This window comes from Pseudarthrobacter sp. TE3704 (assembly GCF_056279405.1).
In genome coordinates, this window is sequence record NZ_JBWCCJ010000007.1 from 1 (window position 1) to 13,381 (window position 13,381).

Annotated in this window: 13 protein-coding genes; 1 reads left to right on the plus strand and 12 read right to left on the minus strand. The window is 63.5% G+C overall.

All coding sequences use genetic code 11. The annotated features are described in order from the left end of the window. From ACZ9BC_RS17680 to ACZ9BC_RS17730, 11 genes are all read right to left on the minus strand, one after another. On the minus strand, window positions 1–225 hold a 225-nt coding region (locus ACZ9BC_RS17680), incomplete at its 3' end, for a DUF4913 domain-containing protein (RefSeq protein WP_476247055.1). An 11-nt stretch (window positions 226–236) separates the two neighbouring features. Further along, the gene (locus ACZ9BC_RS17685; protein WP_476247056.1) at window positions 237–2,006 is read right to left on the minus strand and encodes a type IV secretory system conjugative DNA transfer family protein; all 1,770 of its coding nucleotides are present in this window, start codon (window positions 2,004–2,006) and stop codon (window positions 237–239) included. Beyond that, a complete protein-coding gene (locus tag ACZ9BC_RS17690) occupies window positions 2,003–3,460 on the minus strand; it encodes a helicase HerA domain-containing protein (RefSeq protein WP_476247057.1) in 1,458 nt (485 codons plus the stop codon). Before ACZ9BC_RS17690 ends, ACZ9BC_RS17685 begins: the two co-directional genes overlap by 4 nt. Window positions 3,461–3,597: 137 nt before the next feature. Next, the gene (locus tag ACZ9BC_RS17695) at window positions 3,598–5,106 is read right to left on the minus strand and encodes an SCO6880 family protein (RefSeq protein ID WP_476247058.1); all 1,509 of its coding nucleotides are present in this window, start codon (window positions 5,104–5,106) and stop codon (window positions 3,598–3,600) included. Further along, window positions 5,093–6,361, minus strand: coding sequence for a TrbL/VirB6 family protein (locus tag ACZ9BC_RS17700; RefSeq protein WP_476247059.1), 1,269 nt, complete (start codon window positions 6,359–6,361; stop codon window positions 5,093–5,095). The genes ACZ9BC_RS17695 and ACZ9BC_RS17700 overlap by 14 nt, the downstream gene beginning before the upstream one ends. Window position 6,362: 1 nt before the next feature. Beyond that, window positions 6,363–7,118 (minus strand): DUF8175 domain-containg protein, encoded by a 756-nt coding sequence (locus ACZ9BC_RS17705; protein ID WP_476247060.1) that lies wholly within the window; start codon window positions 7,116–7,118, stop codon window positions 6,363–6,365. Between the two features lie 27 nt (window positions 7,119–7,145). Further along, window positions 7,146–7,415 carry a hypothetical protein gene (locus tag ACZ9BC_RS17710; RefSeq protein WP_012623549.1) on the minus strand — a complete coding sequence of 90 codons (270 nt, stop codon included), beginning with the start codon at window positions 7,413–7,415 and terminating at the stop codon, window positions 7,146–7,148. Between the two features lie 11 nt (window positions 7,416–7,426). Then, a complete protein-coding gene (locus ACZ9BC_RS17715; protein ID WP_476247061.1) occupies window positions 7,427–8,026 on the minus strand; it encodes a DUF6668 family protein in 600 nt (199 codons plus the stop codon). Between the two features lie 36 nt (window positions 8,027–8,062). After that, window positions 8,063–9,523, minus strand: a complete 1,461-nt coding sequence (locus ACZ9BC_RS17720) for a MinD/ParA family ATP-binding protein (protein WP_476247062.1) — start codon at window positions 9,521–9,523, stop codon at window positions 8,063–8,065. A gap of 41 nt (window positions 9,524–9,564) precedes the next feature. Further along, on the minus strand, window positions 9,565–10,074 hold the full coding sequence (locus ACZ9BC_RS17725; RefSeq protein WP_476247063.1) for a hypothetical protein: 510 nt from the start codon (window positions 10,072–10,074) through the stop codon (window positions 9,565–9,567). Continuing rightward, on the minus strand, window positions 10,074–11,150 hold the full coding sequence (locus ACZ9BC_RS17730; RefSeq protein WP_476247064.1) for a CHAP domain-containing protein: 1,077 nt from the start codon (window positions 11,148–11,150) through the stop codon (window positions 10,074–10,076). Before ACZ9BC_RS17730 ends, ACZ9BC_RS17725 begins: the two co-directional genes overlap by 1 nt. 247 nt (window positions 11,151–11,397) lie before the next feature. Between ACZ9BC_RS17730 and ACZ9BC_RS17735 the strand changes: the two genes are divergently transcribed. After that, entirely contained in the window at window positions 11,398–12,468 is a 1,071-nt protein-coding gene (locus ACZ9BC_RS17735; protein WP_476247065.1) for an alpha/beta hydrolase family protein, read from the plus strand. Here ACZ9BC_RS17735 and ACZ9BC_RS17740 read toward each other — a convergent pair. Next, window positions 12,465–13,376 carry a hypothetical protein gene (locus ACZ9BC_RS17740; RefSeq protein ID WP_476247066.1) on the minus strand — a complete coding sequence of 304 codons (912 nt, stop codon included), beginning with the start codon at window positions 13,374–13,376 and terminating at the stop codon, window positions 12,465–12,467. The two genes, ACZ9BC_RS17735 and ACZ9BC_RS17740, sit on opposite strands and share 4 nt — an antisense overlap. Window positions 13,377–13,381: the final 5 nt, after the last annotated feature.

Genomic DNA, 13,381 nt, shown 5'->3' on the forward strand with positions numbered 1-13,381 from the left:
TTCTACACGGGAGACAGCTTCCGGGTGGAAGTACCATTCGATGCACCATTTTGCAGCGCGCCCGTCAACATCGCGGACGTATGTGGGGAGCAGCTGCTCGTGCAGGAACTCTTCGGCTGAGCCGTAGACCAGCTGCGGGGGCTTTTGCTGTTCCCCGGCCTGAGCGCCAGTGTCCTCGACGTCCGAGCTGGGAGCTGCACTGAACCGGCCAATCTCGATAGTCATGCCCTACTCCCCTACCCGGTCACCCATGGATTTACGGCCGGCGCCGCTGCTACCGGTACTGGTTCTTCCTCTGGCTGCGGGCTGTACTTCTTGATGGACGCCTCCACGGCTTCCTTATGTGGGCCGATGTACCAGGGCATGGTCCGGACCAGGGTGGCGGGTGCACCGGAGGCGAGGATGACGGCACGGCCGCGGTCCAGCTCGGCCAGGTTGGAGACATCGAAGATGCGTTCCTTGCTCTCCTGCCGGGAGCGGCTGGACCCGGACTTCCCTGATGATACGGAGACGTTGATGTAGCTGTAGTCCCCGATCAGGTCTGAGAGTGCGCGGAGGAACCCTTCTTCGGCGACGCCGCCGCCGTAGACCTTGACGTTCGCGGCTGACCAGATTTTCCTCATGTTCGCTTCGCCCCAGAGTTCGACGCCCTGGGACCAGGACTGCAGGATGCCCATGACGATCAGGCCTTTGGAGCCGTAGTGGCTGAACTGGTCCGGGAGGCCGGCCCAGCGGACCACGTTGGCCAGCTCGTCGAGGGCGAACAAGGCCGGTTTGGGCAGTCGGCCGCCGCTGCGCTCGGCGCGTTCTTCCATCGCCTCGGCGATGGCCACGGTCAGTGCCGTGGTGAGCGGGGCGGCTGAGCCGGCCCCTTCCTTGGAGAGGATGTAGATCGTCTCCTGAGAGGTGGCGAAGGCGTGCGGGTCGAACTGCCGGCGTGCATCACTGGCCACGCTTGCGCCGCCGATCGGGGCGACCCAGCGGAGTGTGTTCCTGCTCTTGAGGCACTGGATCATCTTCTCGGCGGTGCCGAAGATACCGTCGCGCTGCTTGTCAGCCAGCTTCAGCGTGGATTCCAGGCCCTTGTACTGCAGCTCGTAGTCATGCTCCCGGAGGATTTCGATGGGTTCCTGGCTGACCTGCTCGGTCACCCACAGGTAGACCTGCGTGATCGGCAAATCGCCCAGAGCGGCCGCGAGGAAGTACGAAGAGAGAATATCTTCGGCTTTCGGGTCGAAGTAGGCGTCCGGCTTTGACCCCGGCACCCTGGAACCGACCGAGAAGTGCTGGGTGAGCTTGTAGGCCTTCTCTTCGTCGGTGACATAGGACAGGGGGTTCCACCACCAGTCCGGTTCTTCCTGTGCGATCTTCTGCGGGTCGAAGACCCACACCGGGGCCACGTCCTCACGAACGCCGCGGGTTCCGTCCACGACGTCGCGCTTGTTCGAGGTCGAGACCACGGCGCCTGGTGCGTCCAGGATCGCGGGCATCACACGCGAGGTGGACTTACCCGTTCGGGGTCCCCAGATATCGAGGCTGAGGTCTTCCCAGGACTGGACGAACTTCTGGCCGGTGGAGACGACCTTGCCGACGACGATCCCGGGATTGTCCTTGATACCGAGACGTTCGGCCTTGGCCTGTGCGCCCTTCTCGGAGAACGCGGCAAGGGACTGGCCACGACCCAGGTAGCGGGCGGCCTTATCGACACGGGCACGCTTGGACGCTCCTTTCCGCCACGCCACCAGAACGACAATAGCCAGAACCAGGATCAGGCCGGCCATGACACAGACGACGACGGTGGACTGTGTTGGCCACGGCACCCGGCCTTTGATGAGCCCGGCGATGAGGTCGATGGGGTGAGCAGGCGGTGCGGCGATCCCGGCCATCCAGGAACCGAGGTGCGCAGCGGCGTAGGTGCCACCGCCGAAGATGACGATGGCGCCGATGGCCAGCCAGACCAGCAGGGCATCTTCGAGGCCCATTCCTTTGCGGTTCGGTGCACTCACAGCGCGCCTCCTTCTGTCGGCAGCGCTGGCGCTGCCGGGTCCATGAGCGTTTCCGCCGGTGCGTGCCAGCGGGTGTCGGTGTCGTTCAGGCCGTCGTTCTTCTCAATCGAGGTCAGGCCGATCTGGACGGGGATACCGGGACGGCCGCCGACCTTGATGAGGAACTTGCCCCGGCCCGGGGGTTCGACGTCGAGGCCGCGTGAGTCCCAGGCGGGCGGGTCCTGCCAGGAGATGAGCTTCTGCTGCTCCTGCCGGGACAAGGGGATCGCGGAGGTCAGCAGCGGCATTTCTGAGGCCGGCAGGCCGCCGCAGATCACCATGCCGGACCGTTCGACGAAGCCGCGGGCTTTCATCCGGTCCTCTTCTGCCGGCAGTGCCAGCAGGTCGGACATGGTGTGGGAAATCATGATCTGCCCGACGCCGACGGAGCGGTTCAGGCGGGTTAGGGCGTCCACCCGGTCGACCATGCCCTTGCCGGAGCGCAGCGCCCGCCACAGCTCGTCCAGGACCACGAAGTAGTTCCGCCGCGGTTCCAGACCGGCGTCGGCCAGGGCGTTGGCGACGTTCACGGTTCCGAATCCGTAGGACCAGCAGGCCAGCAGCACGGCGGCCTGGAGGTCGGTTTCGGTCTCGTCGATGCTGGAGACGTCGAAGACCACGGCGCGGTCCCGCTTCATCGGGTTGGTGGTTTGCTGGGAGAAGATTTCTCCCAGCTTCCCTCCCCCGGTCAGGCCCAGCAGGGTCGCTTCCAGCGCCCGGGTCTCCTGCAGGTAGACGTTCATGTCGCCACGGTCCAGCGCGACTTGCCGCAGCTCATCAGGGGCGGAGACGACCACGTCCAGGAGGTCTTTCAGGACCGGGATGCCATCGAACCGGTCATCGAGGACCCGCAGGGCCCGGTCCAGGATGGTTTGTTCCTGGTCGGTGGGCGGGTTGTTCCGGCTGATGGTGATGAGGGAGACGACCATGTTCAGCCGGCGGCCGTGCGCGTCGGCGCGGACCCGGGTGGCTGCTTCGTGGTGGCCGTGGTCCTCGAGGAGCTGGGCGACCTCGACGGCTTGGCCCGGATCGAGAATGTTCAGGTACCCGACGCCGCGGCCGAGCTTGATGACCTGCCCGCCGAGAGCTTCGACGGCCTTGACGTGCTCGCCCTTTAGGTCACCGAGAACCAGCGGGTTGACGCCCTGCGCAGCGAGGCCTAGAAACATGCGACGAACCAAGGTGGACTTACCCAGCCCAGGTTTGCCGAGAATGAAAGCCGAAGGATTGGAGAGGAGGCGTGCGCGCTGGAACCAGCTGATCGGGTCACAGCAGACCGTGGCCTGGGTTTCCTCGTGGCGGCCGAGCGGGACGCCGATCATGGGCGAGGACGCGCCGGATGAAAACGGCCACAGGCCGCAGACCTGGACAGTGGTTCCCCGGTACTCCTTCACGGACGGGATGAGCTGGGCCATGCCACCGCCACGTCCAGACCATCCACGGGCACCCGGCCCAACTTCGCGCGGCTGCTTCGCAGTCTTTTTCTTTGGCGCGCCCGTTGCTGGCATTACTGGCTTTACTGTCATTGACGTTAAAAGGTCCTTGAGGGCCATTAGAGCGCGTCCTTGATTTCGGAGGGAACCATGCTGTGCTTGGGCAGGACGAGTCCCAGCGGCAGTGAGGCGGCGAAGGCGGTGTCCTGGGAGCCGTAGGCGCGGCGCAGGAGTACCCGTGCGGTGCCAGAAGTCTGTTCAATGGCGGCCACGGCATCAGGCAGCCGTTCCCTGTCGGTTACTGTGGCGGTGACGACCATGCCGAAGTTCACCAGGCCGGCGCCGCGAGCTTCTTCCTGGGCGGTCTGCACGGCCGAACGGGCATCGACTAAGGCCCGGGCGCTGGGCCGGGTCCCGGAGGTGATGCGGACATTGGCGTTATTCTGGTCCCGCTCGACCACGGCAGCTGCCCGCGCCGAATCCATCGGACGGTAGAGCAGGGATACGCGTTTGCGGTCAATGTCCCCGTGCGGGGCTAGCAGCCGGGACAGGACCGAGGAGTTCACCGAACCCCGGGGGGCACCCGTCATGGTCCAGGAGACCGAGAACGCGGAATCGTGGCGGTAGTCATCCCAGTTCGCCTGCGTCGCGGTGGGGCCGACCTCACCCCACGTCAGGGCAACGGGGGAACCGGCAGCGTGGGCCTCATCAATGATCAGCGCTGCAGGCGGGTCGTAGGCGATACGGACGACCTCGCAGAGCTCCTGCGCCGACATCGGCCGGGCGATACCGGCACCGGTGGACTGCAGCCGGGCCGACAGCCCGGGGATCCGGGAGGCGAGGTCCCGGGCAACATCTTCAGGTGTGCGTTTCTTCGACCCGGACCGCAGGGAGGCGTTGAAGGTCAGGGACACCCAGGCGCGGACCGTGGCCGATCCCTCCGGGTACGTGTCAACGACCTCGCGCAGTATGGCCTGGGCAAATTCCGGTGCGTTCGGGTCAATATTCATCTCGACTTCGTTCCGGAGCCGGTACCCGGAATCGGGTGCGGTCTCGACGGTGACGGCCGCAGCGTCCAGGCCGGCTTCGTCGGCAAGGCCGGCGAGCCAGCCACCCCAGTTGGCGACCCATGCGTCGACCTGCTCAGGGTCCACCAGGGAGGCTCCATCGGGTTCGGTGGAGAAGATCACGGTGAAGTGGCTGGTGGCCGGCACGTGCAGCATGGCGAATGGGCGCTTGTAGGAATCGGCGAACTCGTACAAGGTCGACTTCGCGGCCAGACCGGGCAGCTGGTACATCCCCCACTCCGTCACACCCAGTGGACCCGAGCGGTAGAGGTTCGTCCCGGAAGACCCCGCCATCCGGAAGGTCATTTTGGTAGCGAACCGGTCGATAGTGGACTGACCGTGTTTGTCCTTGAAGGAAAGCGTGAAGGCCAGCGACTCGATCACCACAAAAACAGCCAGGCCAACCCAGAGGCCCCAGATCATGAAACTGATAATGGTCAGCAGCAGACCGCTGAAGGCAATGCCAGTGCTGATGGCACTGAAATTTGCTACACCCGCTGACTTCGGCACCCGCCAGTTGCCGTAGGACGGTTCCTTGTATTCGGTGTTAATTGCTGCCACTGGGGCCCTCCCCGGTTGAATCCTGCGCGGTCTTCTCGATTGCCTGCGACGTCTTGGTAGCCACCTGTGCCCCGGCGGCTAGAGCCATGCCAGCCGGGCCAGCTGCTGCTGCCCCGCCGCTTGCCCCTGCCGCTGCTCCCGCGGAGCCTGCTTTGCCCGCGGTTGCAGCGCCGGCCGCTCCGCCGGGACCCGTAACACCGGGAGTGGGCTGACCTCCCCCGCCCCGAGGACCAGGCGCGCCATCACTGCCCTTGGGAGAGGTCCCGGTGTGCGTGCTTTGCGTGTTGTTTGTGGTCGGAGGTGTTGGCGCGGCGTTGCCTCTTCCGCTGCCGCCACGGCCCAGGGAGACGGCACCGGTTGCTAAGGCACCTACGGCGGCCCCGGCCGCTGCTCCGCTGCCCGAGGCGACGGCTCCGACCATCGGCGTGACGAAGCGCATCAACGCCGGCAAAGCGAACAAAGCAACGATCATCAGCGTGAAGCCCGTGATCGAGCCCACCAAACCGTCCTGGCCCGTGGTGTTTCCCATCAAGAGGAACGCTACGGAGTACACGATGGCTGCCGCGGGCTTGTAAAGAATGAAAGCGATGGTCCAGCCCACCGCTTTCTGGAACCACTGCCTGCCCATCTCCGTGTTTGTGAACGCGGCAGTGGTGGGCAGAATGCCGGCCAGGATAACGAGCATGCCGCTGCGCACCACCATCAGCACGATCTGGACCAGTGAAGCAATCAGCCCGATGAGGCCCAGGATGATAAGGATGAACACGCCGACATCGGTTTGCAGGGGCGTAAGGAAGATGCTCATGGATTCTGCGAATCCCTTGCCGTCCGTGGAACGCTCGATGATCGCGACAGAGAATTCGTCGGCCGCAATCACCAAGATGGAAATGACGCCCAGGCCAAGACCTGAGACTAGGGTGAGCGTGAGCAGCGAGCGGAGCAGGTCTTTTAGCGGTGCCCCGCGCTGTTCCCAGATCATCCGGATTCCGCCGAGGATGACGGCGAGAACCGCCAAGGTCAGGGTCCACGGCATCAATTCACTGTTCACTGCAGCGACCACGGGACTTGGTGTGCTGCCGTCCTGGCTGGCCAGGTTCACCGTGGGCATCGAAATCCAGAAGGTAGACAGAGTCGTCACCATCTGGCTCATGCCCTCCATGATGGCCTTTGCTAAGTTCCCAATAGCGTCGTCAGCAATGCCAGAAATTACATTGCCCAGGCCACATCCGAAGTCCCCAAAGTCGCACTCGGCCATATCAGATCCCAGACCAGAGGATCAGGCCGCTGAGGTCGCTGATCTGGGTTGCTCCCGTGAAGGTGACACCGTCATCTGCTGGCTTCACTCTCCAATCCCCGTCCATCCAGCGCATTGACACTGTGAGTCGGCCTAGTGCGCCTTTATCGGTTTCGAAGGCAAGATCGATATTCGCCTCGCTAGCCGAATAGGACCTCATGAGGAATCCACGCACCTGAATAGGTGTACTTGGGGCCGTCGTCTTGGTATCGGCGGCTACTTCACGCATTGCTGCGTCCCTACCAGTGCCAGGGACAAGCAGTTTGTCAGCGAGCTTCTGCTGCAACTCTGTGGAGCCGGATGAGCCAAGCGCTGCGACATTCATTGCTGCGTACAAGGCGCCGGTGGGGGAATGCGCAAAGCATGACCGAAAACCACTTTCATCGGTCGTCCCCGGTCCGAATGTTTTTGGATCGGAGGGCGTGGCTATGCGTCCTACAAGCTCCCAGTTTGATTTTGGCGCAGTTCCCAGCGTTGTTTCCGAAGAAGCGGGCAGCCCGCAGACGCTCTCGCCAGCTGCAGGTGAAGGGCTGGGGCTGGCTGAAGCTGCAGCGGACTCCACAGGCCCGGGGGCGGGCTGTGCGTTGCCTTGTCCTTTGGGGAGCAGGAAGATCACGATGGTTGCTGCGATCAGCGCGACCACCAGCGCGGCGGCAATGATGAACCCGGGCTTGGTGAACGGATTGCTTTCGGTGGTGCTCTCTGTTGACTGGCTCATGGTGAACCTCCCGTTGTTGGTGGTGGCTTAGACGAAGGCGCGGACGATGCCGGCGGCACCGGTGATGATGATGCAGCCCAGGAGGACCCAGCCGAGTTTGCCGATGGCTTGTGCGCCTTCGCCTCGCTGGAGTTGGATGACCATGCCGATGCCGACGATGATCACGCCAAGGACGCCGAGGACCAGGCCGATGCCGGAGGCCCAGTTCAGGACCAGGAGCAGCCCGTCTGCCTCTGCAGGGATGGTCGGAGTGGGGTTGGGGATGACGCCAGTTGCAAGTGCGGAGAAGTAGTTCATGGTGAGACCTTTCAGTGAGCGGTGTTTGATGTGTCGGCAGCCAGGGTGGCTATGTCAGTAATGAAGCGTTGTAATTCGCGGGTCGGTGCCGTGTCGTTTCCGAGCCGCCATGCCTCGACCCAGGGCAGGGTCCAGAGCCGGGGCGCTCCCCCACCGACGATGGCGGCGAAGTCGCGCAGCGCTTTGGGGGTCTTTCCCGGTGCGTCCGCCAGGATCGCGAGGCCGAGCAGGTCAGCTTTCGGTGTGGCTCCTGATACCCATTGGGTCAGTGTGCTCCTTGCGGCTGTGAGGCCGCGCATGTCGGCGCGGCAGACCAGCAGCACCCGCGGCTCGCTTTCGTCCTGGAGGACGGGCCAGCAGTGATCGGTGGCCCGTGCCCCAAGGAGGTCCGCGACTCTGCTTTCGCCCGCTCCCCCGTGAGCGCCGATGATCCACAATGCGGCGGAACCGCTCATGGTGCGGCGGGCCAGCCGGTCCGCTGCGTCGGGTTCGACCATCCCCTTCAGAGGAGCACTGATGACTGCCGTCGGCGGCATATACGTATTTAGTGTTTCCTCTTCCGAGATGTCCGTAGTGGGGCTGGTGATCCAGGGGTTCAGGGACTGTTGCATGGTTCCTCCTTTCGAAAGTCCGAATGATGGGTGGGTTTAGAAGCCTTTGGCGACGGCGGCCGCGGCCGCAAGCCACGCCCGCTGGGTTGCGGGCTGCAGGGCTTCATAGCGGATGGGGCCATTGACCAGCGCCGGATCGTAGGGAATCCGGACGACAGCCCGGACGAACGGTTCAAAGCCGTCGGCTATCCGCTGGGCCTCGTCTTTGGCCCGCTTCAAGGCATCCCCTGACATGGTCCGCTTGGCATCGGTGGATTCAGAGACGATCACGACGGCGTTGCGGGCCAGCTCGGCGTCATGTCCGCCACGGGATTCGAGGGTCTGCAGCGTCAGCCGTGCGGCTTCTGCGCGGTCCTCGATGGCCGTCACAGGAACGACGAGCTGGTTGGTGTGGTGGATCATCCGTCGCCAGTTCGCCGCCCGGGCGGTGTTGCCCGAGTCCATGACCACCAGCCGGTAGTAGCGGGTGAGGACCTGATGGGCGATGTCGACTTCCTCATCGGTGACTTCGTGGTCGCCTTCTTCGTTCTCGTCCGAGCGCAGGACGTCGAACTTGTCTGCGGTCTGGTGGTGGACGAACTTGGCGATTTCGGCAGCGTTTGTTGATGGTGAGAGCAGTTCGGTCGAGGAATCGATCAGGTCCAGGACGCTGCGGTCATGGGCGCCCTTTTCGGTCCGCCACCCCAGCGTGCCTTGGGACTCGTTGTTGTCCCACGCGACGGTCGCGGCCCCGCTGTAGCGGGCGAGGATGGCCGAGAGCATCACGACCGTGGGGGTCTTGTTCGCACCGCCCTTGCGGTTGACCACGGCGATGGTCCGGGGACCGGGCCAGTGCTGGCTGACCGTGCGGATATCCTCCCGCTCGGAGAGTTCTTCGGCGGATGGGTCCATCCGGAAGCCAAGGCGCGTGAGCGCACCCCGCCAGCCCTGTGTAGCCGGTTCCAGGACCGGGGCGCTGACCAGGAATGAGGTTTCCTTCAAGCTGCGCCGGGTCGGCGGGGCTTCCTCCGTTGCCACTGCCGTCTCCGGCACCGAGGTGGCCGGCATGTCCGTCGTCTCTGACGACACGGGATTGGGCGGCCACGGCTGGCGGTCCACGGCAGCGACGGCGGCAGCAGTGGGCTCTGCCGGAGCGTCCATAGGCTCAGGCGCAGGGGCTTGGACGGTGTCAATGACTGTGGGAGTCGCGGGCGCGGGTTCCGGTGCCCGGCGCCGGGTGGGGCGTGCCTCGTAGGAGACGGATTCAATCCTGTTGTCGGGGTGCACGATGAGTTCACCGTGCCCTTCGGGATCCTCGATCTGAACTCTGACGGGACGGTTCAGCGTCTGTGCTTCGCCCACGACGAGGGCCAGGGCGTTGTTGCGGAGATCCTGCAGGGACTCCCCGGCAGGGACGATGCGGGAGTTACCGGCGACGACGACCTCAGCGGTTCCGTTGTCACGGACGATGGCCCTGATGTTGGGAAAGGCCAGGACCTCGGTTGATGTGGTGCTCATGGGCTTCTTCCTTACGTATGTGAGATGGAGGATTCCGGCGCTTAGGACGAGGGAGGTGTGAAGCGGTTGACCTTCCACGGGGCTTCCTTGCCCGTGCGGAGCAGCTGCACCGTGTAGGTCCCGGCGTCGGTGGGTACCGCTGCCATGACCCCGTAGCCGTTGGCTTCATCGACGTTCAACGTGGCCGGGCCGGTGACACGGTCTGCAGGGATGTTGGCCGGGTCAACGGCCGAGTAGTCGGCGGTGGCCTGTGGCGTCAGCCAGCGGGCAAGATCGTTGGCCCATTGCTTCTCCTCCACGCCGGGGCGGGCAAAGTCCGCCATGGCCTTCTCGGCGACGTCCGCGGCCGCGTCCTTGCTGGCCTGATCCCAGGTGATGCCGATCGTGGCCGGGACCGTGCCCCCGGGAGCCTGTGGACCGCTGCTGGCGCTCAGCGAAACGGGCGCGGACGGCGTGGCGGTCGATTCTGCCGACGCAGGCGTGGTGTTCGCTGCCGGTGCGCACGCGGCGCAAAGCAGGGCTACTGCGATGAGGGTTAGGGGCTTCTTCATTACTTCTCCTCTTGGGTGGGCAGGTACAGAAACGCTGAAGGGACATCGCTGCTGACGGTCCGGGTGTAGTAGTTGTGATCATCCGGAGGCGGGTTTCCGTTGTAGCCCTCTTCGACATAGGTCCCGTCGTCCTTGACCTCCTTGACCACGGCGACGTGACCGTAGGTCGGGTCCGCTCCCCCGGCACCGGGCGCGTACCAGACCACCGCACCAACACGGGGAACGGAACCAGTGGGCCAGCCTTTGGCGTCCCAGCCGACCTTCCACGTCAGGGCCGAGCCCAAGGCCTGCCCGTCCGGGCGGAACGTGCCGTTGAGGAACTTGAACGGCTCATCGGTGGACCCCATCTGCTGGTTCACCCGCCACAGGGCGAAGTCCACGCACTCGCGGTAGAACATGCCCAACGGTGATGCGGCTGCAGCTCCTGCCCCTACCTGCATCCACGTGGGAGAGTCTTTCCACGGATAGTCATCCCCGGCACCGGACTTCCCCGGAATGGCGCAGTCGCTGCCTTCCAGCGAGAACTTTCCGTCCGAGAGTCCCTGGACGAGCTTGACGGCCTCGGGCCAGTACTTCTGGTAGTGGTACGGGTCGGCGTTGCGTTGGACCTTGTTGCCGGCGATCGTCGGCTCCAGCAGCTCCCAGCCTTCGACCTTCTGCAGGGCCTTAATGAAGTTCGTGGCGCTGATGGTCGGGTCCATGCGGTCTGCGTAGGAGCCCCACGCGCCGTTGTCGCGCTGCTGGAACAGCCCCCGGGAGTCCGGCCCGCCGGCGTCGCCGTAGTCCAATGCACGCAGCCCCGATTCGCCCAAGGCGACCATGACGCTAATCATCTGGCCCTTCACAGGAAGGTTCAGCGCCTTGCCCGCTCCCAGGATCGCCGCAGCGTTCTTCAATTGCTCTTGAGAGTAGCCATCGACTTTCGTGTCGCCGTTGATAACCACTGACACGGCCGGGCCGCAGTCGGCAGCAGCAGGCTTTGCTGGGGCGAGGAGTAAGAGGATGGAAAAGACCAGCCCTATCAAGATGCCGGGGACCACGATCAGCGCCACGAGACCAAGCGACTTCCGCTGCATGCAAATCCCCCTTTGAGCCCCCAACTGGCCCCTACCAAGGGTACCTGCCTGTAGTGGACATGTGCAACGCCTGTAGTGGGTGTGCTTCATACATATACAAGGTTAGAGGAGCGTTTACGATGATTGGGCTTCGATACTTTTCCCGGATCGGCGCTGGAGGGCGGGACATATGCTGACGACAAGGCGTGGCCTCGCCTGCCTGGCGTTCCTCGTACCCGTGGGCTCACTATTCGGATTCGCGGTCATCATGGCCCGCAAGATCGTTAAACGGGGACCAAAGGATTACCGTCGCGCCGAGCTGACAGCTGATGGCCGCAGAGTCCGCATCGACTTGGATGACTACACCAAAGCCCACGGCGACTTCGCCGTGTTCGACCCTGCGGCCGAGCGTTACACCAGGGTCGGCGAGGTCACCCTGATCGACGAGGATCAAAAGTTCGTGGAGCGTCGAATTCATCCGACGGGGTCCGGGCCGGTGACTTTGGGACCCCTAGTCGACTGGACGCCCGATGTGTTCTTCGAACCCTCCGCCGTGGGCGGGCGTTTTGAAGAGGTACACATCCCCACCGCCTACGGTGCGGCGCCGGCATGGCTATTCGAAGGTAGGAACGCGGACACATGGGTGATCCACATCCATGGCAGCTGGACCGACCGCTCGATCATGTTCCGTGACGTCCACGCCTTCAGCCCCTTGGGATTCACCTCCTTGGTGCCCTCATTCCGCAGCGACTTGGAGGTCAGCCCGCCACAGGCCGAGTCGAGCCACCTTGGTCAAACAGAATGGCGGGACGTGGAAAGCGCTGTGGCTTACGCCGTGGCTCACGGCGCGCAGCGAATCATCCTCTCGGGCTGGTCAATGGGTGGGACGATCGCCCTGCTCACAGCGGAGCGCAGCGCCTACCAGGACCGGATCGCCGGGATCGTCCTGGTAGGACCGGTTACGAGCTGGCGTAAAACCATCACGGCAGGAGCGGAAGCCGCAGGCGTGCCTGCGGTAGGTGCCGACCTTGTCATGTCCTTGCTGCAGGCTCCCCCATTCGCGAAGATGATCGGGCTGGACGAACCGATCAATTTCGATGCCCTTGAATGGGTCGACGTACCTAACCGGGTGTCAATCCCGACCTTGGTTCTGCACTCGAGCGCGGATCAGGAGGTTCCCTGGGAAATTTCGGCGGCGTTCCAACGTGCGAACCCCGACACCGTTACCCTGATTCCTTTACCTGAGGCGCACCACACTCAGGAGTGGAATGTGTCACCTCACACCTTCACCAACGAACTCACGAGTTGGATCAACAAAACGATCCTGACCGACGGCTAGACCCGCGCGTCCAGCTTTGCCTCGATCTGGCTGATCCTGCCCTGAAGAGACTCCGGGAACGGGCACATGTTCCCCCGCTGGTAGTTGTGCAGAACAATGAGGCTTTTGTAGACCCCATTTTCCAGCGTTTCATTGAACAGATCCAATGCCGGACTAACCCGAGACTGATCTGCATTTACCCGGATCCTCAGCGCAGTAAGCCAAAGCGCATCGATCATCCAAAGCCGCAACCTCGGCAGCTGCTTGGACAGGAAAAGAATCAGCCACCCCGCAGCCGTCACCGAAAGGCCGGCATAGAAAAGACGGTCAAACCAGGCTCCGACCGACTCTGCGAAGTCATCCCAGGGCGTGAAGTGGAACAGCAGCACATATGCAATGTGGCACGCGACGGCCGCCGCAACCACGACTAGGCCCGCTGAGAATGTTGCGTACAGGCCCCTGGCCTTGTGCCGAAGCATGTAGATGATCCTAAGCACGGTGAATAGCAACGCGAACATGTACGTGCCGCTGTACGTGACGGTCGCGAGTTGGTCCATTCGGTAAGCGATGAAGTCTGCAGAGGTTGGACCTTTGTCATCAATGAGGGCGAAGCTGACAATCATGATGGGAATGCTCAGCAACGGAGCATAGTAAGTCCACCTGACTGGTACGTTTGCTAACCGCCGCACACTGTCGTTGAAGAAGAAGATCGCCAACAGCGCGAAGATGGCTTGAAGAAGGTTCGTCACGTTGACGCCACCGAGGTAGCTGTCGATGGACACCAGCGGCGTAACCGTTCCCAGGAAATAAAGCGCCGCCAGGCCGAACATCGATGCCACCCACGATGCCCGGGCCTCCGCCACCTTGACTACCGAGGGGATCCGAAGGAGACATAGGGCACTGAGCAGCGTAAAGAGCAACTGTTTCATGGTCT

What these genes read in the sequence shown, in the direction of transcription:
- ACZ9BC_RS17690 (WP_476247057.1), bottom strand. Translation starts at nt 3,460, where the DNA reads ATGGCCCAGCTCATCCCGTCCGTGAAGGAGTACCGGGGAACCACTGTC.
- ACZ9BC_RS17700 (WP_476247059.1), bottom strand. Translation starts at nt 6,361, where the DNA reads ATGGCCGAGTGCGACTTTGGGGACTTCGGATGTGGCCTGGGCAATGTA.
- ACZ9BC_RS17705 (WP_476247060.1), bottom strand. Translation starts at nt 7,118, where the DNA reads ATGAGCCAGTCAACAGAGAGCACCACCGAAAGCAATCCGTTCACCAAG.
- ACZ9BC_RS17710 (WP_012623549.1), bottom strand. Translation starts at nt 7,415, where the DNA reads ATGAACTACTTCTCCGCACTTGCAACTGGCGTCATCCCCAACCCCACT.
- ACZ9BC_RS17715 (WP_476247061.1), bottom strand. Translation starts at nt 8,026, where the DNA reads ATGCAACAGTCCCTGAACCCCTGGATCACCAGCCCCACTACGGACATC.
- ACZ9BC_RS17720 (WP_476247062.1), bottom strand. Translation starts at nt 9,523, where the DNA reads ATGAGCACCACATCAACCGAGGTCCTGGCCTTTCCCAACATCAGGGCC.
- ACZ9BC_RS17725 (WP_476247063.1), bottom strand. Translation starts at nt 10,074, where the DNA reads ATGAAGAAGCCCCTAACCCTCATCGCAGTAGCCCTGCTTTGCGCCGCG.
- ACZ9BC_RS17730 (WP_476247064.1), bottom strand. Translation starts at nt 11,150, where the DNA reads ATGCAGCGGAAGTCGCTTGGTCTCGTGGCGCTGATCGTGGTCCCCGGC.
- ACZ9BC_RS17735 (WP_476247065.1), top strand. Translation starts at nt 11,398, where the DNA reads ATGGCCCGCAAGATCGTTAAACGGGGACCAAAGGATTACCGTCGCGCC.
- ACZ9BC_RS17740 (WP_476247066.1), bottom strand. Translation starts at nt 13,376, where the DNA reads ATGAAACAGTTGCTCTTTACGCTGCTCAGTGCCCTATGTCTCCTTCGG.